Here is a 25,224-nt window from a genome sequence, read left to right on the forward strand (position 1 = left end):
AATAGATGAGTGCGATCTTTTATCACCGCATATCACCATAATCAAGAAACACCACAATAAAAAAAACCTTAGCTTTTGGCTAAGGTTTTTTATTTGAATAAAGGTAAACTGATTTACATTTATTCGAAACGTGTTTTCACCGAATCAGCCAATAACGCTAATATAGTGTCACTGACAGTTAAATCAATACAAGCATCAGTAATACTTTTTCCGTAGGTTAACGGCGTACCAGCCTTTACTGCTTGATTACCTTCTTCAATAAAGCTTTCAATCATGACACCAAAAAGGCTGTCTTCACCTTGGCTTATCTGATCAGCAATAGAGCGCGCAACATCAATTTGTTTATTGTGATCTTTATAGCTATTACCATGGCTACAATCAACCATAATACTTTGCGGTAATGATGCTTTTTCAAGTCTCTGGCGAGTATCTTTAATATCAGCAGCATGATAATTAGGTACTTTGCCACCACGTAAAATTACATGAGCAAATGGATTACCATGGGTTTGGTAAATACACATTTGACCACTTTTATCCGGAGAATATAATACGTGTGGAACGCTTGAGGCTTGAATAGCGTCAAGGGCAATTTTAACATTACCGTCAGTACCATTTTTAAAGCCAACAGGGCAAGACAGCGCAGAAGCTAATTCTCGGTGAACTTGGCTTTCTGTAGTACGCGCACCAATAGCGCCCCAGCTGATTAAATCAGAAATATACTGACCGGTAACCATATCTAAAAATTCAGTACCTGCAGGTAGTCCTAAGTCATTAATTTCGACTAATAAGTTACGGGCAAGTTTTAGCCCTTTGGCAACATGAAATGACTTGTCTAAATCAGGATCGCTAATTAAACCTTTCCAACCAACGGTAGTACGTGGTTTTTCAAAGTAAACGCGCATAACAATGAGTAATTCATTTTTATACTTGTCACGTAATACGGTGAGTTTTTTAGCGTAATCAATTGCAGCTGTGGTGTCGTGAATAGAGCAAGGGCCGATAATGACTAATAAACGCTTGTCTTCACCACTAATGACCGCTTCAATTTCTTTGCGGCTTTGCATAATAAAATCTGCAGTTGCCGTACTTAAAGGAATTTCTTCAGCAAGCTGTGCAGGGGAGACTAAATTTTCAATTAGCGTGGTGCGTAATTCATCAGTTTTAATGGTCATGAAATTCTAATATATCGTTAGATTAAGTTTGGTTTACTTTGGCTTCTTTAAAGGTTAACAGAAGGCCGCGTATATCGCGCATACATAAAGTAATTTATGCGCGATAACATAGCTAAATTAGTCGCTAATGTGAACTGTTATTACTCATTAGAAGTAATAAAAGCTGAATAACTCATCGATAAATTGATATAAGACTGTTATTCGTTATTTAATTTAATATTTGTAACGCTGTAAGCCTGTTTCAGTCAGTATCTTAGCGGTTATTTCTTCTACGGAAAGCTTGGTGGTATTGATGAAAGGTATCTGCTCATTTTTATAGAGTTTTTCTACTTCTCTCACTTCCATACGACATTGCCTTGCTGAGGAATATTTACTGTTAGCCATTCGGCCATCTCTAATATCAATTAAGCGCTGTGCATCTATGGTTAACCCGAATAACTTTTTATGAAAAGGCTTTAAAAAGGAAGGGATTTTAAGTTCTTCCATATCATCGTCGGTAAACGGATAGTTTGCTGCTTTGATGCCATATTGCAGTGCTAAATAGAGTGAACTTGGTGTTTTACCTGAGCGTGAAACCCCTACCAATATAACATCTGCTTCCTCATAGTTGGTGACGTTTGAACCGTCATCATTAGTTAACGCATAGTTCACCGCTTCAATTCGGTAATCGTAGCTCTTTTCGTGAATGCTGTGGGTTCTATGGGTTGTAGGTTTAGCTTTTATCGCTAACTCTTTTTCAAGTGGGGCAACAAACGGTTCTAAAAAATTATACAGGACGGCATCACAGCTCTCAATAATTTCACGGTTCTCATTATTTACAAAGGTATGAAACACTAACGCAGGTTTACCACCGCGGCTGGTTGCTTTGTTAATCCGCTCTTTTGCAGCGAGCGCTTTCTCAGTGGTTTCGATAAACGAAATGGTATGGTGCTCAAATTCAGTAGGGAAAAGTGATAGTAGTGCGTGACCAAAAACTTCTGAAGTTATGGCGGTACCATCCGAAATGTAAAAAGCTGATCGCATAATTAATTCTTCTTATTGAATCGTTATTTATAAGTATTGGTGTTGTTTTGAACGTTTTAAACCCATCGACGAAACATTTAAGCAACATCACTTCATTGTTGCTGTGATATATACCCGTTCCACTTGAAGATGCAGGATTCAGCTGGAATTATAAACGCCTTTAGGCAAGGCATTGATTGAAGAGAATGGTTGTTCCCTTCTCAAAATCAATAACGTAGCATACAGCGTTTCTAAACCAGCCCTTTGGGGATGTCTGAGCAAATCATGCGCTTCGTTGCATCTATTTTTAAGGGAACAACCCTTAATAAAAAGATGCGTCTTGATCATGAATCGCTCAGTCACCCTGAAACTCGCATCTTCAAGTGGAGCGGGTATACAATGCAATAACCATTATTTCATCACAGCGCCATAAATTGAAATAGCTCAAGCACTCTGGAACCTACATCTTGATTGGTGAAGGGTATAATGAAAACTTTTAAGTTATATTTTATTTTGTCTTTTAGTTTGTACAACTGGCAGTGTAGAATGTATTCAGCGACAAATAAATAGATAAACAAATAATCAAATTTATTTTTTAATTGGAGAAGTGACGTGCAAGAAAATGTTCTTTGGTATCAAAGCTTAGGCATGAACGATGTAGACCGCGTAGGTGGTAAAAATGCATCGCTTGGTGAAATGATTTCGAACTTAGCTAATGTTGGCGTGCAAGTACCTACTGGGTTTGCGACTACGTCATTTGCATTTAATGAATTTTTAGAACAAAGCGGTATTAATGAAAAAATTTACCAACTCCTTGATGGTTTAGACGTTGATGATGTTAATGAGCTAGCCAAATGTGGTGCTGTTATTCGTCAATGGATTATTGATACGCCATTTCTTCCTCAAATGCAGAATGATATTGAAGCTGCATACGCAAAACTTGCCGGTGACTTCTCTGAAGATGCTTCTTTTGCAGTACGTTCTTCTGCTACAGCAGAAGATATGCCAGATGCCTCTTTTGCCGGCCAACAAGAAACCTTTTTAAACGTTCGTGGTTTTGATTCAGTCATGATTGCTATTAAGCATGTTTTTGCTTCATTGTTTAATGACCGAGCTATTTCATACCGTGTTCATCAGGGCTATGACCATCGTGGTGTTGCCTTATCTGCTGGTATTCAGCAAATGGTGCGTAGTGATATTTCTGCTTCAGGCGTTATGTTCTCTATTGATACTGAGTCTGGCTTTGACCAAGTTGTTTTCATTACCTCAAGTTTTGGCTTAGGTGAAATGGTGGTGCAGGGTGCGGTAAACCCTGATGAATTTTATGTTCATAAACCAACCTTAGCTAAAGGAAAACCTGCAGTTGTACGTCGCAATATTGGTAGCAAAGCTATTAAAATGGTGTACTCAGATAGCCAAGAACATTCTAAGCAAGTTGAAATTGTTGATATTGATGAAGCTGATTCTAACCGTTTTTCATTAACCGATGCTGAAGTTGAAGAACTAGCTAAACAAGCGGTTATCATTGAAAAGCATTATGGTCATCCAATGGATATTGAATGGGCAAAAGATGGCTTAGATGGCAAGCTATATATTGTTCAAGCACGTCCTGAAACGGTTAAGAGCCGTGAAAATGCCAACGTAATGGAACAGTTCCAATTAAAAACTGATGACAAAGTAGAAGTTGTTTGTGAAGGACGTTCAATTGGTCATAAAATTGGTAGCGGTGAAGCGAAAGTTTTATCGTCACTGGCTGAAATGGACAAAATTCTACCGGGTGATGTATTAGTTACTGATATGACTGACCCTGATTGGGAACCTATCATGAAACGCGCCTCAGCGATTGTAACTAATCGCGGCGGAAGAACTTGTCATGCTGCTATCATTGCACGTGAAATGGGTATTCCTGCGGTTGTTGGTTGTGGTAATGCGACTGAGCTTATTAAAGCCGGCGATAACATAACAGTTTCGTGTGCTGAAGGTGATACCGGTTTTATTTACCGTGGCAAACTAGATTACGATGTGAAAACGTCTGAAATTAATGATATGCCAGAGTTACCACTTAAAATCATGATGAATGTTGGTAACCCAGACAGAGCTTTTGCTTTTGCCCGTTTACCTCATGCTGGTATTGGTTTAGCGCGCTTAGAATTTATTATCAATAAAATGATTGGTATTCACCCTAAAGCACTGCTTAATTTCGATACTCAGCCTGCTGAATTACAAGATGAAATTAATGATATTATCGTGGGTTACGAAAGCCCTGTTGAGTTTTATATTGCTAAGCTAACTGAAGGTATTTCTACGTTAGCAGCCGCATACTCACCAGAGAAAGTGATTGTGCGTATGTCTGATTTCAAATCAAATGAGTACGCTAACCTTGTTGGCGGCGAAGCGTTTGAACCACATGAAGAAAACCCTATGATTGGTTATCGTGGTGCTGCGCGTTATATCTCTAAAGATTTTAGAGATTGTTTTGCCCTTGAATGTGAAGCGATAAAACGTGTTCGTAACGACATGGATTTAACTAATGTTGAAGTAATGATCCCGTTTGTTCGTACGTTAGGTGAAGCCGCAGCCGTTATTGATATTTTAGCTGAGCATGGTTTAAAACGTGGCGAGAATGGTTTACGCATTATTATGATGTGTGAATTACCATCAAACGCGCTATTAGCTGATCAGTTCCTTGATTATTTTGATGGATTCTCTATTGGTTCAAACGATTTAACTCAGCTAACGCTTGGTTTAGATAGAGACTCAGGTTTAATCGCGCATTTATTTGATGAGCGTGACCCAGCGATAAAAATATTACTAGCGATGGCGATAAAAGCCTGTAAAGCACGTGGTAAATACGTAGGTATTTGTGGTCAAGGACCTTCAGATCATGAAGACTTTGCTGCTTGGTTAGTAGAGCAGGGCATTGATAGTGTCTCGTTAAACCCAGATACCGTATTACCAACATGGTTATACCTTGCAGAGCAGTTAGCGAAAAAAAGCTAATAAGCCGTAAGTTATCATTTAGTAAGAAAAGTCAGTTTAGTATTATGGCTAATACTTTTCTGATGACATAAAAAGCACGTTAACTTCTTTGGAGTAACGTGTTTTTTTATGTCTATAGATCATGAGTTATGGGATATGAGTTAAGAGATTTGGATTTGGCAGGCAAGTCATGAACACAAACTCATCTTCTACTTTAGCGTTGTTAACGAGCTAGTTCAGAGGTTTCAAATGGTTGGCTAGAGCAGGGTGATGCGTTTTTATAATGAAAAAAACTTTGCTGTTGGCTGACATGAATATGACTAAAACTAACGCTTTTTGCATCGGTGCGGTGCATACAAGCAGACAAATGACTTTTGTCAGGTTGATGGCTTTGATGATAAATTGCTAAGTCAGCAACACTCCTCATGGGCATTCGGTTTGCGAGGGCTAGTCGAGACGTACTGACATGTTCAAATTCAACCGATGAGGAAGTAAAAGGACTGTTTAGTTCTATTTTAGTTAACTGCTCGCCATTCCATTGCCACGTTTGTTGCACAAATTGGCCACTAGCATCGAAACCAAAGGCTAATAAGCTAAATGATGCATAATCATTAAGTGTTGACTGCGACAGTGCTTGATGCGCCTCTTGTAGCGTTTTTTTCGCTGACAAGGTTTTCACTAATAGTCCACGGCTGATCAAAGCGCCTTGAGGTTTAATACCTTGATAATAATTTAACAAGCATAAACTTAAGCCAAACTCATTAGTGCTTATCCAAGTGCCATTTCCATCGGGATCAATCGGCATTAAGGTTGAGGTATTATTTATGGTTAATGGCTTAGGTGCTATGGCCAAGCTTCGACTTCGTTGTTCGTCGCGGTTAAAAAACACATGATAATCATTGTTATCAACCAGCCAACTTACGGTGCACATGTATCACTCTTTTGCTGTTGGCTACGCAAAAAAGTGGCAGTGGTTGGTGCCACGCCAAATTCATTGTTAACGTCATGCCCTAAAAACTTTGCAATAGCTGCCATCAGCGCTAAATGGTGCGTTAAATGACTTGAGGCAAAGCATAATTCACGTCCCATGGATGATGCCATTTGTGCTGATTGCTCACTACACACTGATACTTCACTTTGAACGGTAGTTGGCAAGGTCAACAAGTCTGCATCGAATGTTATAAGCCACTGGTGTATCACGTTTAATTCAATAAGGCCTTCACTTCGAACAGTCTCAAGCGCTAAGCCTCTGCGGCGGATATCGTAATTAATTTTTTCTAAATTGTCACTGCTCATTAATGCCATATAAACGTCGAGAATATGACGTAAATGTTGACCAATTGAGCTATTAAATAAAGGCTTAGGCGCCATCATATAGGCTTCATCGCTAAGGCCCGTGATAAAGTCTATCATTTGGTCTAATGATTCGATGCTACCGTTAATTATTTTATTCATTATTCAATTCCGACTGCAAATGTGTTTGATGTCGTAAGGGATACATCCCATACAACACTGCTATTGGCGCTAAACACCAATAAAATAAAGCTAAGGTATTATCCGATTCACCCATTATCATTAAAACCAATGACAACAGCGTAAAAAACACCACAAGCCCTCTTTGAGACAAATAACTTTTCTTTATGATAAATGCTAAGGGTTGCTGTGCATTAGCATCATCAAAAAACTGTTTGTTAAAACTCAACCTAAAAAAAGTGGTTAAAAAGGCAATAACAATAATGCTCGCCAACAAAACATAGTGTTCGGTGAAGCTGGTAACACTGCCTCTAATAACCCAGGATACGGCATATAACACGATGGCTGAGTAGAACACGTAGCGTTGATTTAACTTATCTATGGTATTTTTAATTCCCCAAAAAATGATACTCAATACAACCGTCAATCCAACCACCAACAAACCCAGATCCATTACATTGTTGTCCGTGATGAAAAATAGCGTTAATACCCAGAAATAACTCTCACAAAATAGAAAAACACCATCGATGGTAAAGACTACTTTTTGTCGCCAATCGATTATGGCAGCGTTATCAATTGGCGTTAGCTGACTCTCGTTATATTTAGCCTGTTTACATAAGGCATAATATGCCGCTACTGAGAGTAAGGTACTAATAACCAATAACCACAGTGTTTGTCGCTGTGCGAGAAAATACCCGCCCATTAATATGCCTATTTTTAAAAATATAACGATAACAATCTGAAAGTTACCGAATTGTTTTCCTGTTTTATTTTCTGCTTGGCTGCCGGTTTTAGATTGGGTCATAGCACTAAATAAAGTACGTTGGGTGATCCAATAAAAACAATTGTAAATACCGTTAACCAAAGCTGCTAATACAAACACTGTAACGCTGGATTCTATTAAAAAGATTATTAGGATTAAACTAGCAACTAAAGCTAATTCAGCCACAAAAGAAGCAATTAAAATAGTGCGCCAATGGCGGCGATCATATAGTGCTTTCCAGCCCATAAGGGCTATCATAAAACCAACACCCGTCAGTGCTATAAATGCACTAACTTCAGTTAATCGATAACCTTGCTGCCATAACAAAACGGGAATGAAAAACGGTAACAAACCTATTAATAGTGAATGAATACCAGCAAAGCGATAAAATAACCGAGCAACTCCCGTCATTAGAAAATATCTGCCTGACTAATATCAAGCTGTTCAAGCTGCTTAAAATAGGGTGTTAAATCTTCTTTCTTACCAAAACGAGGGTAATCATGCATTTTTAAATAAGGTCGTGAGTTCACTTCTAAAAATATGCATTTTTGATCGCTATAATCTTTGGTAATGTCGTGTTCAAAAATAACATCAATGCCTAATATATTGGCGTCAAACAAGTCTAGTACTTTTAAAAATAACGCTGTGTTTTTCATCGATATAGTTGTTTTATCAATCGTTTTAACAACACCACCTGGTGCTAATGAAATACGATAAAACAAAGTGATCACTTCACCTTCAGCAGGAATGTCGTCTAACGTTAAGTTTTGTTTCTTCAAAAACTTAACTGTGATGGCATTTTTCTTAAGGGGTGAAATACACGGAAACAGCTTCATTGATTCACGCACTACATTTTCTTGATCAATAAGTTGATGAATTGTCGTTTTTCCGTCGCCCATAACAAAGGGAGCAAAACGTTCAATCACCGACATTACTTGGCCTTTAATGACTACCACACGGTAGTTTTTCCCTTGTAAATACTGCTCAACCACTGTTGTTGGCCACCACAGTTTAGCCAAAAAAATGGCCTTGTATAATTGTCCATAGCTAGTAATAGGAAAATGACTGCCACGAGAGAAACCACTTACATTGGGTTTAATAACTAATGGAAATCCATGTTCTTTAGCAAATTGATGAGCAACCCAAGGGTTAAAGAATATTTTACCCTGGGCATGAGGAATACTGCCTTTTGAAAAGACATCGCGCGCCTGTTCTTTAGAGCGGCAGCCCTTGCGAGTTTCTAATGAATTGTAACTGCTGCATCCACCCATGAATTTTTGACTGATCCACGCGTAAATAAATTTCTTAATGGCTTTCATTGCCAACCTCATTTTCTTTTATGGTATGTTGACGCATCAACCCTAGTTTTCTGAAAAATATTGCCTTATGAGGCTGATTTTTAGGAATTTGTTTAGTGACATTTGCCAGTGCGTACATGGCGTTAAAAACAAAACGTATGTTGTCAATTGTTCGGCGCTGCTGACACAATAAAACGAGCGGCATTGGCACGAATAAGTTAATTTCTATTACCTCAAACTCTCCAGCCACTAACGCTGCTATTGAGTTTGCACGAACACCCAGTCGAGAAATTTTAAATTTACCAATGGCGCTTGCGTGTTGAGATATTTTTTCAAGCTGCTCGCGAGACAATTTTGGCGTAATGTCATGGTATTGCGTTGTTTCGTTATAAATCCCGTTGATTGGGAATTTAGCTGAACTTGTATTATTCACCTGTGTAACCGATAACACCGCGTGTTTGGCTAAATTTTGATGGTTGGCAATAGTGAATATTTCAAATTCAATCGCACCACGCGCTGCCTCTTGAACCAAATAACGCATGTTGCTTGCCTTGCGTTGCAGGCGTAATTGCTGCATTTGCATTAAGTTGTCGGCACGAGATATCCCTCGTGAATTTTGACCCCATTCGGGTTTAACAAATACAGGAAATTCCGTTGGCTCGCGCGTACCGTCATCCACCCATTGCTCCACGCGCCACTGATTAGGGATCAAACGGTCGATATCTAATTTAGAAAATAGTCCCTTACTTTCATTGAAGTAAGGGGCGTTTAATCGAAAGTAATACCAAGGTTTAACGCACAATCGAATGCATGATACGACGTAGCTTAAAATAAGTAATATTCGAATAATCATCTACCTACACAGCCTTAGTTATTGGTTAATTATACTGACGACGTACAATGGCGCCATTAAGGGTTGCTGAAATAAGCCCTAAAATAAATATAGATACTGCCGCATAAAACAGTGAACCACCGTCGCTTATGCCGTTATGCAATACTTCAATGCCTAATGGTGTTACTAAGTGAAAAAACATTGCACCCGCCATGACACCAGCGGACAACAAGCCACCAAGGGTATGAATCAATGCGCGTGATGGTACATTTTTTACTAAATTGAGTTTTTTTACTGCCCAAAAGGCAATCGGAGATAACAATAATAACGATGCAGTCAGTTCGAATATGCCAACAGCGACAGCGCCATGGCCGACAAACCATTGGCCAAGGCCAGGATTTATTGTTTCTTGCATCCATACACCTATGGTACCGAATATATGTTGGGTATCGGGATGACCAGAAAATTTATATGGCAATGAAGATAAAAATACCTTACAAGTCCATGCGACAACGACCCAACTAAAAATGGGGATAATGCGATTTTTCATAATTATTCTCTTTCTCTATTAGGCGGTTATTTTAAAAGTTCAGGCCAGTTATTATCGGCTTCAATAATGAATTTTTCAGCGTCTTTTAACCAATCTTCTTTAACTGCAGCGTTATAGTTTAAGTAAAGTTTATTATCAATTATTGTCCACTGTAGAGGATCACCACTGGCTGTACGGCCATCTGCAGCAGCCCAAGCGCAATAACCACCGTATTGTGGCGCATATTTTTCTGGATTCGCTTTAAAAAGTGCCAAATGGGCTTGAGAGCTAAACTGCCAAGTTGCTTTTTTGTATTCAAAGCTATAGTCGCTATCTCCTTTTACTGGCTTACCTTGTTCGAAATAAGCGACTGAGTCGTAACCCGAAACGGCAACATCACTGAAATACTCTGTATATATTTCTGATTCAGCATGGGCACTTGCGGTAAATAACAACAAACAACTCATAAAGGTGAATGCGGTAAAATTTTTAATGATCATGTTCATGTTCAATTCTCTTAAATTTTTAATAGTACGATTGGGCATATAGATAGCCTTTCAAGCCTTTTTCTTTCAATGTTTTTATTTTTTTGTGATATTAATTCAATTAATTGAATAGTACTTCAATCAAAATTACTTACCTTTGAGGGGGAAAAACACAGACATTGGTAAAAATAGCGATCGTGTTAACTTAGGCATTTCATCCAAAAATTTATTATTACTCATTAAATTTTACTGAAAACACCTACTTTAAGATCCGTTTTTTATAGGAAATGGTGGCTGATATTCAAGATGCGTCAAAAGACTTAGGTAGAGAATTATCTATCTCTTCTACTTATTGCTCAAAGGTTGGTGTAATAATTTTTTGAATCATGATCATTGCTGAATTAACAGAAGTGTTCATATAGTCTTATATACCCGTCACCATTCAAAGTGTAGGATTTCAGTGGAAATTAAAATCACTTTAGGCAAGGAAGATAATTTAAGCATAGTCATTCTATGGTTTGATTATTTAACGCCGTATAAAATGATTTTAAACCCATCGAAGAGGCGCTTGAGCAACATCACTTAATCGCTACTGTGATTTATAATGGCGCTACATGGATGGTGTTATTAGAGAATGCAGGAGCATATTCTCCTGAACAACCATTATTTCATCACAGCGCCTTGAATTGAAATTGCTCAAGCACTCTGAAACCTGCATCTTGATTGGTAACGGGTATAAATAAATATTCATTTTTCAGTGATATTATTGAATATCTGCCTTTTAATGCAGTAAAAATTCATTTTCAACATGATATACTCGAAGCATTGTCCTGTTTAAAAGAAAAGTTAAGTCGTTATGCTTCCCCATATTAGTCATCAAAATCATCTTCCTCCTTTATATAATGATTTTATTAGTTCATTAAAAGATAAAAACTTTACTGGTGATATTAATGCCAGTTACAGCGCGAGACTATCAGTCGCAACCGACAACAGCATTTACCAGCAGTTGCCACAATTGGTTATTCAACCACGTACTCAATCCGATATTGTTTTACTGGCTACAACAGCAAGTAATGAGCAATACCTGAGTATTAAATTCAGTGCACGTGGTGGCGGTACCGGTACCAACGGGCAAAGTTTAACACCAGGTGTTGTGGTTGATTTATCTAAATACATGAATAAAGTATTAGAGATTAATGTTGAGGAAAAGTGGGTACGTGTCGAAGCGGGTGTGGTTAAAGATCAGCTTAATGATTTTCTACGTCCCCATGGCTTTTTCTTTGCTCCTGATTTATCCACCTCGAATCGAGCAACTGTTGGCGGTATGATCAATACCGATGCTTCTGGGCAAGGCTCGTTAGTTTATGGAAAAACGTCTAATCATGTTTTAGCACTAACGTCGGTACTTGCTAATGGTGAGGTCTTAAATACTGAGCCAATGACATTAGCGCAAGCTCAAAACTTAGCTCAGAAAAGTACTGTTGAGGGCGAAAGTCAAACCCAAACTCATGCAAGCTCTCATTCAACGTCACACGCGACTTCTCATGCAAGGATAATGGCGCAAGTGCTTGACTCATGTATTGAAAATCGCGAATTAGTGTTAAAGACATTTCCACGATTAAATCGTTTTTTAACGGGGTATGATTTAGAGAACGTATTAAAAACAAATGATGATGGTGACATTATTGGCGTTGATTTATCACGCTTGATCACTGGCTCAGAAGGTTCATTGGCATTTGTTTGCGAAGCAAAGCTAAACATTAATCCTATTCGTGTTGCTAAAACACTCATTAATATCAAATACGATAGTTTTGATTCCGCACTTCGTCACTCTCCTTCGCTCGTTGAAGCCAAGGCAACGTCAGTAGAAACGATAGATTCAAGGGTATTAAATCTCGCGAAACAAGATATTGTTTGGCACAGTGTCAGTGACTTAATCACTGATGTGCCAGGAAAAGTGATGGATGGCATTAATGTTGTTGAATATAACGGCGATAGCATTGAAGGCTTAGCCGCTCAGGTTGCACAGCTCACTTCAGGCCTTGATGTTTTAATTAGCAAAGATGGTTCATTAGATAAGTCATCAGAAAGTCGTGGCGTCATTGGTTATCAAGTGACTTCAGACCTTGCCAGTATTAACAAAATTTATGCCATGCGTAAAAAAGCGGTTGGTTTGTTGGGTAAAACTGAAGGCAGTCAAAAACCGTTAGCCTTTGCTGAAGATACCGCCGTACCACCAGAAAACCTTGCTGATTTTATTGGTGAGTTTCGTGCACTACTTGATGGTTACGAGTTAAATTATGGCATGTTTGGCCATGTCGATGCGGGGGTATTACATGTACGCCCAGCCCTTGATATGTGCGATCCTGAGCAAGAAAAGTTATTACGTACCATCTCTGATAAAGTCGTTAAACTAACCGCTAAATATGGTGGTCTAATGTGGGGTGAACACGGTAAGGGCTATCGCAGTGAATATGGCCCTGAATTTTTTGGTGAACACCTGTTTAACGAGCTAAGAAAAATCAAAGCAGCATTTGACCCGCTTAATAGAATGAACCCAGGTAAAATTTGCACACCATTTGACTCAAGCGAGCAATTGGTGAGCGTTGATGATACCAAGCGCGGTTTTTACGATAGACAAATCCCTGTGACGGTTAAAGAGTCATTTACTGCCGCTATGGATTGTAACGGCAATGGTTTGTGTTTTAACTATGATGCCGATAGCCCAATGTGTCCGTCGAGTAAAATTACTCGAGATAGACGTCACTCTCCTAAAGGACGCGCTGGTTTAATGCGTGAATGGTTGCGTTTATTAGAGAAGCAGGGCGTTGATATTCTAAAACTTGAAGACAACATTAATACATCGAAAAGCATCTGGTCGGTTAAAGAGATACTAACGAATGCTGCTGATAAACTTCGACTTAATTTTATTAGTAAACCACAACAAGATGAAAATGGTAATGGTGACTTCTCTCATGAAGTAATGGAGGCAATGCAAGGTTGTTTAGCGTGTAAAGCGTGTGCAAGCCAATGTCCTATTAAAGTCGATGTACCCGATTTTAGGTCACGGTTTATTAATATATATTACTCTCGTTATGCCAGACCATTAAAAGATCACCTTGTCGCTAACGTGGAGATACTTGCGCCGTTAATGGCTAAAGCACCTAAAATCGTTAATGCGGTACTTAACACTGAGCTCTATGACAAGTTATCAGCCAAAACTATTGGTTATGTTAATACGCCATTATTATCAGTGCCTACCTTAAAAAAACAAGTGAAAAAAGCAGGCTTCTCTGGTTTTGATTTAACTAAATTACAGGGGTTAACCACGCAGCAACGCAAAGGTTATGTACTGATAGTACAAGATCCTTTTACCTCATTTTATGATGCTACTACGGTAGAAAGTATGATGAGCTTGATTAAAAAATTGGGTTTAGAGCCGATTTTATTACCTTTTAAACCAAATGGTAAAGCGCAACATGTTAAAGGGTTTTTAGCGCGATTTGCTAAAACAGCAAAATCAAGCAGTGACTTTTTAAATCAACTAGCGGCACTCGATATTCCAATGTTGGGAATGGATGCTTCGATGGTCTTGTGTTATCGCGATGAATACGCGAAAACCTTGCAAGAAAAACGTGGTGATTTTTCGGTATTACTGGCTCATGAATGGTTATTAACTTTTATTAAAGAAGATACGGCTTTTAAAGGGGCATTTAGCTCAACAGAGCACTCAAAAGCTCAGGCATTTAAACTCTTCTCTCATTGCACCGAGAAAACAGCTTTAGTGAACAGTGAAAATGAATGGCAATCAATTTTTGAACACTTCGGTTTAGCCTTAGAAAAAGTCAGTGTTGGTTGTTGTGGCATGGCAGGCACTTACGGGCATGAAAAAACTAACTTAGATAATTCGAAAGGTTTATTTGAATTAAGCTGGCAGGCGAAGTTAGAAACGCTAGCGAGTGAACAAGTATTAGCAACTGGGTTTTCTTGTCGATCACAAGTGAAACGTTTTAGTGATTTAAAAGCCAGACATCCTGTAGCGGCCATCTTGGATTCTTTAAGCTAAAAGTCAGAAAATTAATGCACTTATTGGACAAGACAATGATCTTGCTCAATAAGTGCTGATGTTTAATGTTGATATATTATATTTATATTATTTTAACGTTTTGCAGAGTGATTTATGTCAGAGCAACGCTTAGTTCTACTATTAAAAATTTCTATTTGCATTGGAATATCTCTGATTCTGCTAGGGATTTATTTACACTCATTTAGTGATTATATGGAGTCACTCGGCGTAACAGGCATTATTATTAGTGCTATGTGTATTGCCTTTGGTTTGGTATTTTCTTTACCGACAAAAATGTATCTAACCTTTCTTTTAGTTAAACGTGAAAGCGAAGCAAAAGAGCAATAAGAGGTAGTAATAGGAAGTAAGCGTTAATTTCACTTCATTTATTCGGTATAAATATATTTATTGTTAAAGCCATACTAAAAGAGCTATGGGTTTGTGTGCCAGTTTTGACCATATCTTCAATCAACTCCTGTCTAAAAACGTTTATAATTCCCGTTAAAACCTCCATGCTTATGTAGTTTGACTATATATCATTAAAAAAGCCGTTATTACTGCTACCTAAAGCCAAGTTTTCGTGTAAAATCAATCGCATTTTTATTATTTAAATTAGTCTATTGGTAAATGGCTTAACTAGCTGGCCTTTTTTCATAAGAAAAGCTAATTAAAGTCGTTTATTTACCCCGTTTTAGAGGAAATCATGAACTTAGACACCACCACCATAGATAGCATTGTAGCGCAGGCTGAAGTTGCCATTGCACAAGCATCAGACCCAACAGCACTTGATCAAGTGCGTGTTAACTTTTTAGGGAAAAAAGGTTTATTCACCGAGCAAATGAAAGGTTTAGGTAAATTACCGAAAGAAGAAAAACCTAAAATGGGACAAGTAATCAATATTGCTAAACAAGCAGTACAAAAATTACTAACCGAACGTGGTGAATTATTACGTGCCCAAGAGATTAAAGAAAAATTAGCGGCGGAGTCTATTGATGTCACTCTACCAGGACGCGGCACTCAAATTGGTGGTTTACATCCAGTAACTCGCACTATCGCACGCATTGAAAGTTTCTTCGGTGATTTAGGCTTTGAAGTAAAAGATGGTCCAGAAGTTGAAGATGATTATCATAACTTTGATGCCTTGAATATTCCTGAACATCATCCTGCACGTCAAGACCATGATACTTTCTACTTTAACCCTAAATTAGTATTACGTACGCAAACATCTGGTGTACAAATTCGTACTATGGAAGTTGAACAACCACCATTGCGTATTATCTCTCCAGGTAAAGTATATCGTAACGATTATGATCAAACGCATACGCCGATGTTTCATCAAGTTGAAGGTTTGATGGTAGATAAAGACGTTAGTTTTACTCACCTTAAGGGAATTTTGCATGATTTCTTGCATCATTTCTTTGAAGAAGAAGTAGAAATTCGCTTCCGTCCTTCTTACTTCCCATTCACTGAACCTTCTGCGGAAGTCGATATCATGGGTAAAAATGGTAAGTGGTTAGAAGTATTAGGCTGTGGCATGGTTCACCCAAATGTTTTACGTAGTGTTGGTATAGACCCAGAAGTTTACACTGGTTTTGCTTTTGGTATGGGCGTTGAACGCTTAACTATGCTGCGTTATGGCGTAAATGATTTACGTGCATTCTTTGAAAATGATCTTCGCTTCTTAAAACAGTTCAAGTAGGAAAACTCATAATGAAATTTAGTGAATCTTGGTTACGTGAATGGGTTAATCCTGCACTTTCTTCGGATGATTTAGCGCATCAAATAACAATGGCTGGCTTAGAGGTTGACGGTGTTGATCCGGTAGCAGGCGAATTTAGTGGTGTTGTTATTGGTGAAGTGGTTGAATGTGGCCCACACCCTGATGCAGATAAGTTGCAAGTAACAAAAATTAGTTTAGGCGATTACAGTTCTACTACGGTAGAAAAAGGCGAGTTAGTTACTATCGTTTGTGGTGCTAAAAACTGTCGTCTAGGTTTAAAAGTTGCAGTGGCAACGGTCGGCGCAGTATTACCAGGCGACTTTAAAATTAAGAAAGCAAAATTACGTGGTGTACCTTCTTTTGGTATGTTGTGTAGTGAATCTGAAATTGGTTTAGCTGATGACTCAGATGGCATTATGGAATTAGCAAGTGATGCGCCATTAGGTCAATGTGTCCGTGAATATTTAGACTTGAATGACGTTACTATTGATGTCGATTTAACAGCTAACCGTGGTGACTGTCTAGGCCTTAAAGGTTTAGCTCGTGAAGTAGGTGTGTTGAACTCTTTAGAAGTTAGTGAACCAACAATTACTGCTGTAGCGCCAACAATTGATGATGTTATTACCATTAATATTGAGGCTAATGAAGCATGTCCTCGTTATTTAGGTCGTGTTATTAAGGGTATTAACCCTAACGCAACCACGCCACTTTGGATGGTAGAAAAACTTCGTCGTTGTGGAACACGTTCAATAGACCCTGTTGTTGATGTTACTAACTACATCTTACTTGAATTGGGTCATCCAATGCATGCCTTTGATTTAGCCAAACTAGACGGCGGAATCAATGTACGTTTCGCAAATAAAGACGAAAAATTAACATTATTAGATGAAAACGAAGTCACGTTAAAAGAAGGTACTTTAGTTATTGCTGATGAGAACAAAGCATTAGCCATGGCAGGTATCTTTGGTGGACTTGAATCAGGTGTTACCAATAACACCACTGATCTATTTTTAGAAAGTGCATTTTTTGCACCGTTAGCTATCTTAGGTAAAGCGCGTCAATACGGCTTACATACAGACTCTTCACATCGTTATGAGCGTGGTATAGACCCAACGTTACAGCATGACGCAATAGAACGAGCGACTGAATTATTGCTAACCATTGTTGGTGGTCAAGCAGGCCCAGTTGTTGAAGCTAAATCTGATGCAGATATTCCACAAACAAAAGACGTAAACTTACGTCGTAAAATGTTAGATAGTCGCATTGGCCATCATATTGAAGATGCACAAGTGAGTGAAATTCTTACGCGTCTTGGTTTTACTGTAACCACTACAGGTGAAGGCGAAGCTAAAGTATGGCAAGTGATTGTGCCAGCATATCGTTTTGATATTAAAATCGAAGTTGATTTAATTGAAGAAGTGGCACGTATTTTTGGCTATAACAATATTCCAAATATTGCGCCAAAAGCTACTTTGAAAATGTGTGAGCAAAAAGAAGCTAACCTTTCTTTATCAAATCTGAAACAAACATTAGTAAATCGTGATTACCAAGAAGCGATCACCTACAGTTTTGTTGATCCGAAAGTACAAGCCTTATTGCACCCAGGACAAGAGGTGATGACGCTACCACATCCAATTTCTTCTGAAATGTCGGTAATGCGTCTAAGTTTATGGACCGGTTTGTTACAGTCGATGGTTTACAATCAAAATCGTCAGCAAGGCCGCATTCGTTTATTTGAAACTGGCTTACGTTTTGTTCCAGATGAAAGTGCAGAAAACGGTGTTCGTCAACAAAACATGATTGCAGGTGTTATTAGTGGTCTTCGTGTTGATGAACATTGGAGCATGGAAAAAGCGGCAACCGACTTTTATGATATTAAAGGTGATGTTGAAGCTTTATTGGCACTGACTTGTGATGCACAAGGTTATGAGTTTTCAAAAGCTGAGGTTGATGCTTTACATCCGGGACAAACGGCGCAAATTACTAAAAATGGCGTTTTTGTCGGTTGTGTTGGAACCTTACACCCTGAATTAGAAAGAAAATTAGGCTTAAACGGTCGAACATTAATTTTCGAACTATTATTGTCTGAAGTTTTAGTGCAAAAAATCCCTGAAGCCACCGATATATCTCGCTTTCCTGCCAATCGCCGTGACCTAGCAATAGTAGTAAAAGAGGATGTTGATGCAAAAAATGTGTTACAACTTATTGAAAAGGTTGGCGGAAATTATTTAATTGATCTAAACTTATTTGATGTATACAAAGGTCAAGGCATTGATGACGGTTTTAAAAGTCTAGCCATAGCCCTAGTATTACAAGATACCAGTAAAACTCTTGAAGAAAAAGACATCACTGATGTCATTGATAGAGTTGTTGCAACATTAAAAACAGAACTAAATGCATCACTGAGGGACTAAGCAATGGCGCTTACCAAAGCAGAAGTAGCAGAACATTTATTTGAAAAAGTTGGGCTGAGCAAGCGCGACGCAAAAGACATGGTTGAAATCTTCTTTGAAGAAATTCGCGAAACTTTAGAAAGCGGTGATCAAGTAAAGCTTTCAGGTTTTGGCAATTTCGACCTACGTCTTAAAAGCGAACGCCCTGGTCGTAATCCAAAAACGGGTGAAGATATTCCAATTTCTGCCCGTAAAGTGGTTACCTTTAGACCAGGCCAAAAACTGAAAAGCCGTGTAGAAGACGGAAATAGTGACTAATAAATATAGCGACTAAGATAAGGAATGTTAATTTCGCTAATTTAAGCTGAATAATTTAATTATTCATTTTTACTTCCTTATTCTGTAGGTGAACCAGTACTTGCTGAAATAAAATAATAAAACCCGTATTAGTGAAAGCTAATACGGGTTTTTTATGGATAAAATAACACTAAAAGGTGAAGGAGCACTGGTTAATTAATTTAGTATTAGTGATTAATGGTTTTAATCACTGTTAAGGTTGATTCGCTCTTTAGGAATAAAATTAGCTACATCCTCTTTTTTAGAGGTACTAGCATCAATTTTACTAATTAATACCTTAGCATCGCTTACAGAAAAGCTTAACGGTATGTTTTCTGCGTTACTTTCCTTGAAAGCCAATTGATTTAATGTAGAAGATTGCACGCAACCAGCTGTGTAAGTTTGCTTATTTATTAATAAAGCATATTGATAGAGGTATTGCGTTGCTATTAAGTAATTTTTGTCAGCTACTGCATTTAAATATTTACTACGAAGTAATCTTTGCTCGCGTTTAGTGAGCTTGTTATATAAAGCGGATAAATAATGACGCTTTGTGACCCCTAGCGAAATAAGTATTAGTAACACTATTATGACGATTGAATTTATGACTGTTTTAATAGTTAAATTAAATGACTTTAAAGGATTACCGGTACTAACTTTGCTTAAGGCCCCGTCAGAAACTGTCCATTTGGATGATGGAATCAACAAACGCTCCAGTGTGTTGCTTTGGCTATTCCACCAGTAGATAACTTGTTCATCGATTACATAATGTCCCGGCTTTTCAAAAATATAAGTAAAAGACTCTACCCGAGTACCTAATAACGTACCTCGATTAGACTTATCAAAAACTTGAGCAGGTTTGTGATAAATGCTGATTCCATCTAACGTGGTTTTATTACTCGCCACCTTATTATCCGTCGATCCATCATGCGGTGTTAGATCAGTAGCTCCTAAATTATTCGCTACCAAGTTAATTGGCTTTATCATCATTGCTGGTGTGTCATCGGCGGTAATTGTTATCGTCTGCGTGATGGCTTCTCCTACCGCATAGTTCTTTTCTTCATCGAACTGCCCGTCAACAATTAGCGTTACCTGTGGCGAAACGATGAAATTTTCAATACCCTCAAGCGCTTTCGGCAAATCAATAGTAAAACTACTTTCTTGGGTACTAAGTTCGCCGCTGACTATGCCATCGTGTTCAGTATTAATGGAGATGTCTACATTAATCGGCTCAATTCGATAAGTACCAGATACCGAAGGATATAGGGTGATTTCATGGGTTTGTGTTGCCCACGTTTGACCATTGGTGCGTTTGCTACCATTTATTGTTGTCGTATTGTTTGCCTGCATCACGACATTTTTCATGGTGAAATGTTGAATTTGGCTACCTGTCGCAAACCATCGAACTGTCGATACTTCGATCGCAAGTATGAGAGCTTGTCCGACTATTTGTTGTTCTTTTCGATTAACCTTCAAGTTAATCGTTAACTTACCTTGATTAACTAAATCTTCTATATCTTGTGCTGCTGTCGCGACTGGTATTATCGTTAGCTGACAAATCAGAACAAGGAAGGTGAGTAGGGAAATCAATTTTTTATTCATCATTAACTCCTTTATTCTCATCTTTATTATTATCTTTATCAGTGGTTATCTTTTTATGATTAACAGCTTCTTGCTGCATATAAAATTTTTGAGATAAAAAATATGCTGGGTTTTTTTGTACTTGTCTCAACCACATTTCATTTAGATTCGGATCAAGAAGAAGTTGCTCTGCACTGAGCTGTTCTATTTCTTGCTCTTCGGGGGCTACTTCACGTTCAGCCCCATCGCCAGTTTGTGGTTCGTCACCTAACTCTTTTATTGACTCTCCGTCTTCTTGTGCCTGACTAGCAGATAAACGGTTTACTTCATCAATGATGGCCTGAACGATTTTAATGTTAGTGTTTGCGGCACTATTTTGGGGAACAATTGTCAATATTTGTTGATATAAGTTACGAGCACTTAAGTATTCACGTGCATGGGCAAGGGCATTTGCATTGGCTAATTGACTTTCGATATCCGTAAACTGCCCATATAGAGTTGCTGCATTTTTATATTGCTCAGCGCCATAACTACTATAGGCTTGCCATTGAGTACTTTTAAATGTGTTACTTGCCTGCTGGTAATGTCCCAAGTTAAACAGTAGTTGTCCTTGTTGATCACGGGTAAGCCAAAAATCAGCAAATTGCTGTGGTTTTACATAGGCGAAAAGGCAAGTTGCGATAACTACTATGCTAATTAATGTACTTTTATTAACGTAACGTTTATTAAGGTAGCTTCGCTGATTGGTTCGTACTGAAAAGTTAAACCACAGTGTTGATATTAATTTTACCATTGCAGAGTCCATCCTTTTCTAAACCAGAACAAGAAAATACCCGCCACAACAAATACCATAGGGTAACCCGAGTCATGCCATGGCCTGCTATTGTCATCAACAATAACAAGATTGTGCTTAATGTAGTTATTAACCCGGTTAACATCACTGTTATCATTACTCATTAATATCAGACGACCATTACTCTCACTCGTTAATGCCTTCAATTGCTCAAGTTGTAAAGGAATAATATCAGCAGTTAATGTTGCTGATTCCTCTTCCGATTGTGCTGATTTACCTATGCCCCAAACAAGTAGTTGTGCTCCTTGTTTGTTAAAAAACGTTTTAAAGCTATTTACCGTATTACTGGTTGCGCCATCACCTATTAATAAAACGGTGCCAGGCACGTTAGAAGTTGCTAATAAATTATCGACTAAAGGGATAATCGTTTCTGGTAATTTACCGGCAACAGGCATGACTTTTTCATCTAATGCATCAAGAAAGTGGCGGATCATTTCTCTGTCATTAGTTATTGGCATGACCACATGAGCACTACCAGCAAAGGCAATGAGCGCTGTTTTACTATCGCCCCTGAGTTCAAGTAATTCGATGGTTTTTTGTTTTGCGCGTAATAATCTTGATGGTTGCACGTCGCCTTGTTCCATGGTTTTAGATACATCAAGTGCTATGATAAGTGGTGCATTATTCTCACTAAAAGGTGAGGGTTGTTGTTGCCAAGTAGGTCCCATTAGCACGATGCAAAGTGGGACTGCTAAGATTAAGGACATTTTCTGTGGAGACAACCAGTTGTTATTATTACCGCTCACCGTTAAGTGCGACAATACTTGAGCCGACATTAAAGACCGCCATTGCGCTAAACTATCATCGCGTAGTGAAAAGGCGCGAATGATGTAAACAATAATGATGAATGCTAACAACCAATAAGGGCGCAGAAAGTGAAAATGCTGCATATTATCAAAAAATAGCGATAGGTCATCAATCATGATTTACCTCTCAGCACGTTACGTTGTTGTTTGGATAATTGTAGGCGGATTCGAATATTAACAATAAATAAAGCCAGCAGATAAATACTGACAAATAATACGATAGGGTAATGATGAATACTGACTCTTGGCCTAAAGGATAGTGAGTCAAATTGCTGTGGCTCAAGTCTATCAATCTCAGCATAAACTTTTAATAATTCTTCACTGTTTAGTGCTTGAAAACTTTTACCTTGGGTAATTTCTGCCATTGCTTGCAGAACCTCAAGATCTACTTTCTCTTCACCAACAGCGCTTGGATCGCCAATGGCGATGGTATATATCTTAATATCTCGTGCAGCAGCAACTTTAGCGGCTTCTACTGGCGGAACTTTTGAAGCAGTATCATTGCCATCAGTTAATACAATTAACACACGATTTTGGGTGTCAGATTGTTGAAAAACGCTGATGGCTAAGCCAATGGCATCACCAAAAGCGGTACTTTGACCTGCCATGCCAATATCGCTTTCGTTCAGTAAAGCTTGCCATGTAGCTATGTCATCAGTAAAAGGGGCCTGCAGATATGGCGCATCACCAAACAGGATAAGACCTAATCTGTCATGTTCGCGACTTTTAACAAAGGCATTGAGCACATGCTTAACAGCGACCAATCGATTAACTTTCTCACCTTTACCTGTGTCGTTTGTACTGCTTTTTGTTGCACTAGAATCAGTGTCATTTTTTGCTCTATTCGTTAGCTCATTGGTGTCGATAGGTAAGGTGAAATCTTCGACTGCCATAGAGCCGGATAAATCGACTGCTATCATTAAGTCACGCGCGGACTTTTCTTGATTAATCGGTGCACCAATCATTTCAGGTTTAGCGATAGCAGTGACAATACACAGCCATGAGAAAGCAACAATTAATCTTTGCAGGTTATTGCGATTAAGTAATACCGCGCCACTTTGTGGTTTTTCACCGGTTACATCAACAAGTCGAGCAAAGTAGGGCACCTTAATGGATGATTTTCGTTCTTTATAAGCAGGTGCAAACAACGTTACAGCAAAAGGGACTATGAGCAATACAAACGCCCAGGGATAAACAAACTCGATCATGTTGCCACTCCATCATCTGTATCACTACAAGCTGGTGTTACTTCAGTTGCAACGGGCAATTCATGATGCTTGATCCATAATTCTATTTGTTGGCGTAGTTGTATCAGCCCTGTATTAAACGGAATATTGTTAAGGTCTATTTTGTCCATATAGGCAAGTTGAGTTAATAACCTTTCACAAGAGTAATAATCTGATGAAGACAGCGCTTCTTTTTCATGAAAATGGCTTTGACTACACTGTTGGTCGAGCCATTTTACCCAAGGTATTCCCCTTAACACCGTAATTTCTTGTTTGCATTTTATCGCAAAAGAAGTATTAGGGTTTTCGCCAGTATCATCGTTACTTTTATCTCCACCATTGTTATTATTAATAGGAAAGGAGTTACTTTCTTTCAATTGACGATTATTAGCGAGCATCGCCGTTTTCCTAAGTAATGCGGGTAATTGCCTAATATCTTCTTCATTAGAAAGAGAGCATTGAGCAAGCCAAACAAGGGCTTCGCGTCGGTAAGCGTTAGCCTGATAATTCTTCCATGATAGATAAACTTTTTTGATAATAAGCATTATCAATAAAATAAAAAGTAGTTGCCAAGCAATCGTTTGAGGCCAAAAGCTAATCATGTCTGGTGCTTTTGTTTCGACAATGGCCTCGAGTAAATAATTACCCCAAGGTTTTTCAAAACTCATGATTTAATTCCTGTGGTATGTCCTGTTTTAGCGCCAGTTTGACTTCCTGCTTTGTGACCAAGGGCTTTACGTAGTTGTTGTTCAACAGGAGCAATGGTATCTATTTCGATTAACGGGATACGGTACTTTTTCGCCGCTTTGACATAACTCTCTAACTGACGAGCTATTTCAGCTTCATAATTTTTTTGAACGTGCTTTTTCTCTGAAGAAAACTGGATCTGTTGCACACCATCACTGACAATCATTTGTGACATTTTGGGTAAGGTCTGCTCTAAGGGATCAAAAATGTGACAGGCAATAACTTCATTATGCTGCCTTAATTGCTTAACAAAATCGGTGCTTTTATCGTTAAAACCATGGCCATCACCAATTAAAATGATTAAACCATTATGACTTGAGACTTTATTTAAGGTTGCCAACATTTTGTTATAGGACTCGCTATCGTCAACTTGTTGGTGAGCATTATCTTTGCTCGACAGGTCGATGGATAACTCGTGATTTTTCTTCAATACTTCAGCGAGTAAATTGACAACATGTTGTCTGCCACGCTTAGCGGGTATAACTTTGGTTTGTTGATCATTATAAATAACTGCGCCAATGCGATCACCACTATCACTTATTTGCCAAGCAATTAAAGCGGAAAGCTCAGCGGCAATCACTGATTTCATTTTATTTGAACTACCAAAGAACATCGTCATACGTTGATCTATGGCTAAAAATACATTGCGCTCACGCTCTTCGGTGAACACCTTGATATGGGGTTTTCCGGTTCTTTGCGTGACCTTCCAATCCATAGAGCGAATATCGTCGCCTGGACGATAATGGCGCAGCTCTTCAAAATTGAGTCCGCGACCACGAAGTTTAGAGACGTTCTTACCACTTAAGGCACTGTTTGCTGGCTGATTGGGTGTAAACGAAAAGCCTTTAGCTAAATACTTGAGACGACGTAATTCATTTAAGTCAACGTAAATTGCTGACTTATCTTTAGAGTCATCTGCAGACTTTTTTTTATTAGGAGGTGTGTTGGTGTTCATCTGAACCC

General features: G+C 38.5%; 21 protein-coding genes. 6 read left to right on the top strand and 15 right to left on the bottom strand.

Annotated features, from left to right (window positions below):
* Nucleotides 1-119 precede the first annotated feature (119 nt).
* Both CXF79_RS11415 and ppsR read right to left on the bottom strand, forming a co-directional pair.
* Nucleotides 120-1,172, bottom strand: a complete 1,053-nt coding sequence (locus CXF79_RS11415; protein WP_011043802.1) for a 3-deoxy-7-phosphoheptulonate synthase — start codon at nucleotides 1,170-1,172, stop codon at nucleotides 120-122.
* 213 nt (nucleotides 1,173-1,385) lie between these two features.
* Entirely contained in the window at nucleotides 1,386-2,195 is an 810-nt protein-coding gene (gene ppsR, locus CXF79_RS11420; RefSeq protein WP_011043801.1) for a posphoenolpyruvate synthetase regulatory kinase/phosphorylase PpsR, read from the bottom strand.
* Nucleotides 2,196-2,786: 591 nt separating this feature from the next.
* On the opposite strand from ppsR, the gene ppsA reads away from it, so the two are divergent.
* Entirely contained in the window at nucleotides 2,787-5,174 is a 2,388-nt protein-coding gene (gene ppsA / locus CXF79_RS11430; protein WP_101155000.1) for a phosphoenolpyruvate synthase, read from the top strand.
* A gap of 202 nt (nucleotides 5,175-5,376) precedes the next feature.
* On the opposite strand, the gene CXF79_RS11435 is transcribed toward ppsA, so the two are convergent.
* The 7 genes from CXF79_RS11435 to CXF79_RS11465 are packed head-to-tail and all read right to left on the bottom strand — an operon-like array spanning nucleotide 5,377 to nucleotide 10,554.
* Entirely contained in the window at nucleotides 5,377-6,084 is a 708-nt protein-coding gene (locus tag CXF79_RS11435) for an NRDE family protein (RefSeq protein WP_101155001.1), read from the bottom strand.
* Nucleotides 6,072-6,608 (bottom strand): DinB family protein, encoded by a 537-nt coding sequence (locus CXF79_RS11440; protein WP_101155002.1) that lies wholly within the window; start codon nucleotides 6,606-6,608, stop codon nucleotides 6,072-6,074. The genes CXF79_RS11435 and CXF79_RS11440 overlap by 13 nt, the downstream gene beginning before the upstream one ends.
* A complete protein-coding gene (locus CXF79_RS11445; protein ID WP_101155003.1) occupies nucleotides 6,601-7,800 on the bottom strand; it encodes a hypothetical protein in 1,200 nt (399 codons plus the stop codon). Before CXF79_RS11445 ends, CXF79_RS11440 begins: the two co-directional genes overlap by 8 nt.
* Nucleotides 7,800-8,708 (bottom strand): cyanophycin synthetase, encoded by a 909-nt coding sequence (locus tag CXF79_RS11450; RefSeq protein WP_101155004.1) that lies wholly within the window; start codon nucleotides 8,706-8,708, stop codon nucleotides 7,800-7,802. The genes CXF79_RS11445 and CXF79_RS11450 overlap by 1 nt, the downstream gene beginning before the upstream one ends.
* Nucleotides 8,695-9,540, bottom strand: coding sequence for a hypothetical protein (locus CXF79_RS11455; protein WP_101155006.1), 846 nt, complete (start codon nucleotides 9,538-9,540; stop codon nucleotides 8,695-8,697). Before CXF79_RS11455 ends, CXF79_RS11450 begins: the two co-directional genes overlap by 14 nt.
* Nucleotides 9,541-9,565: 25 nt before the next feature.
* Complete coding sequence (locus CXF79_RS11460; RefSeq protein ID WP_198560059.1) at nucleotides 9,566-10,069, bottom strand: hypothetical protein; 504 nt, start codon at nucleotides 10,067-10,069, stop codon at nucleotides 9,566-9,568.
* Between the two features lie 26 nt (nucleotides 10,070-10,095).
* Nucleotides 10,096-10,554, bottom strand: coding sequence for a YHS domain-containing (seleno)protein (locus CXF79_RS11465; RefSeq protein WP_101155010.1), 459 nt, complete (start codon nucleotides 10,552-10,554; stop codon nucleotides 10,096-10,098).
* Between the two features lie 835 nt (nucleotides 10,555-11,389).
* Between CXF79_RS11465 and ydiJ the strand changes: the two genes are divergently transcribed.
* The 5 genes from ydiJ to CXF79_RS11490 all read left to right on the top strand — a co-directional run bounded on the left by ydiJ (nucleotide 11,390) and on the right by CXF79_RS11490 (nucleotide 19,030).
* Complete coding sequence (gene ydiJ, locus CXF79_RS11470; RefSeq protein ID WP_101155012.1) at nucleotides 11,390-14,599, top strand: D-2-hydroxyglutarate dehydrogenase YdiJ; 3,210 nt, start codon at nucleotides 11,390-11,392, stop codon at nucleotides 14,597-14,599.
* Nucleotides 14,600-14,713: 114 nt separating this feature from the next.
* Nucleotides 14,714-14,947, top strand: coding sequence for a hypothetical protein (locus tag CXF79_RS11475; protein WP_011043785.1), 234 nt, complete (start codon nucleotides 14,714-14,716; stop codon nucleotides 14,945-14,947).
* Nucleotides 14,948-15,302: 355 nt separating this feature from the next.
* Complete coding sequence (gene pheS / locus CXF79_RS11480) at nucleotides 15,303-16,298, top strand: phenylalanine--tRNA ligase subunit alpha (RefSeq protein WP_011043784.1); 996 nt, start codon at nucleotides 15,303-15,305, stop codon at nucleotides 16,296-16,298.
* Nucleotides 16,299-16,309: 11 nt separating this feature from the next.
* Nucleotides 16,310-18,733 carry a phenylalanine--tRNA ligase subunit beta gene (gene pheT, locus CXF79_RS11485; RefSeq protein WP_101155014.1) on the top strand — a complete coding sequence of 808 codons (2,424 nt, stop codon included), beginning with the start codon at nucleotides 16,310-16,312 and terminating at the stop codon, nucleotides 18,731-18,733.
* A 3-nt stretch (nucleotides 18,734-18,736) separates the two neighbouring features.
* Nucleotides 18,737-19,030 carry an integration host factor subunit alpha gene (locus CXF79_RS11490; RefSeq protein WP_011043782.1) on the top strand — a complete coding sequence of 98 codons (294 nt, stop codon included), beginning with the start codon at nucleotides 18,737-18,739 and terminating at the stop codon, nucleotides 19,028-19,030.
* A gap of 222 nt (nucleotides 19,031-19,252) precedes the next feature.
* On the opposite strand, the gene CXF79_RS11495 is transcribed toward CXF79_RS11490, so the two are convergent.
* From CXF79_RS11495 to CXF79_RS11520, 6 genes are read right to left on the bottom strand one after another with little or no spacing between them, the layout of a single operon-like run.
* Nucleotides 19,253-20,653, bottom strand: a complete 1,401-nt coding sequence (locus CXF79_RS11495) for a BatD family protein (protein WP_232769152.1) — start codon at nucleotides 20,651-20,653, stop codon at nucleotides 19,253-19,255.
* A complete protein-coding gene (locus CXF79_RS11500; RefSeq protein ID WP_101155018.1) occupies nucleotides 20,643-21,422 on the bottom strand; it encodes a hypothetical protein in 780 nt (259 codons plus the stop codon). Before CXF79_RS11500 ends, CXF79_RS11495 begins: the two co-directional genes overlap by 11 nt.
* Nucleotides 21,416-22,405, bottom strand: coding sequence for a VWA domain-containing protein (locus tag CXF79_RS11505; RefSeq protein ID WP_101155020.1), 990 nt, complete (start codon nucleotides 22,403-22,405; stop codon nucleotides 21,416-21,418). The genes CXF79_RS11500 and CXF79_RS11505 overlap by 7 nt, the downstream gene beginning before the upstream one ends.
* The gene (locus CXF79_RS11510; RefSeq protein ID WP_101155022.1) at nucleotides 22,402-23,496 is read right to left on the bottom strand and encodes a VWA domain-containing protein; all 1,095 of its coding nucleotides are present in this window, start codon (nucleotides 23,494-23,496) and stop codon (nucleotides 22,402-22,404) included. The genes CXF79_RS11505 and CXF79_RS11510 overlap by 4 nt, the downstream gene beginning before the upstream one ends.
* Nucleotides 23,493-24,182, bottom strand: a complete 690-nt coding sequence (locus CXF79_RS11515; RefSeq protein ID WP_101155024.1) for a DUF4381 domain-containing protein — start codon at nucleotides 24,180-24,182, stop codon at nucleotides 23,493-23,495. The genes CXF79_RS11510 and CXF79_RS11515 overlap by 4 nt, the downstream gene beginning before the upstream one ends.
* A complete protein-coding gene (locus CXF79_RS11520; RefSeq protein WP_011043778.1) occupies nucleotides 24,179-25,216 on the bottom strand; it encodes a DUF58 domain-containing protein in 1,038 nt (345 codons plus the stop codon). The genes CXF79_RS11515 and CXF79_RS11520 overlap by 4 nt, the downstream gene beginning before the upstream one ends.
* Nucleotides 25,217-25,224 lie beyond the last annotated feature (8 nt).

Origin of the sequence: Colwellia sp. Bg11-28, assembly GCF_002836245.1 — a bacterium.
GTDB lineage: Bacteria > Pseudomonadota > Gammaproteobacteria > Enterobacterales > Alteromonadaceae > Colwellia > Colwellia psychrerythraea_A.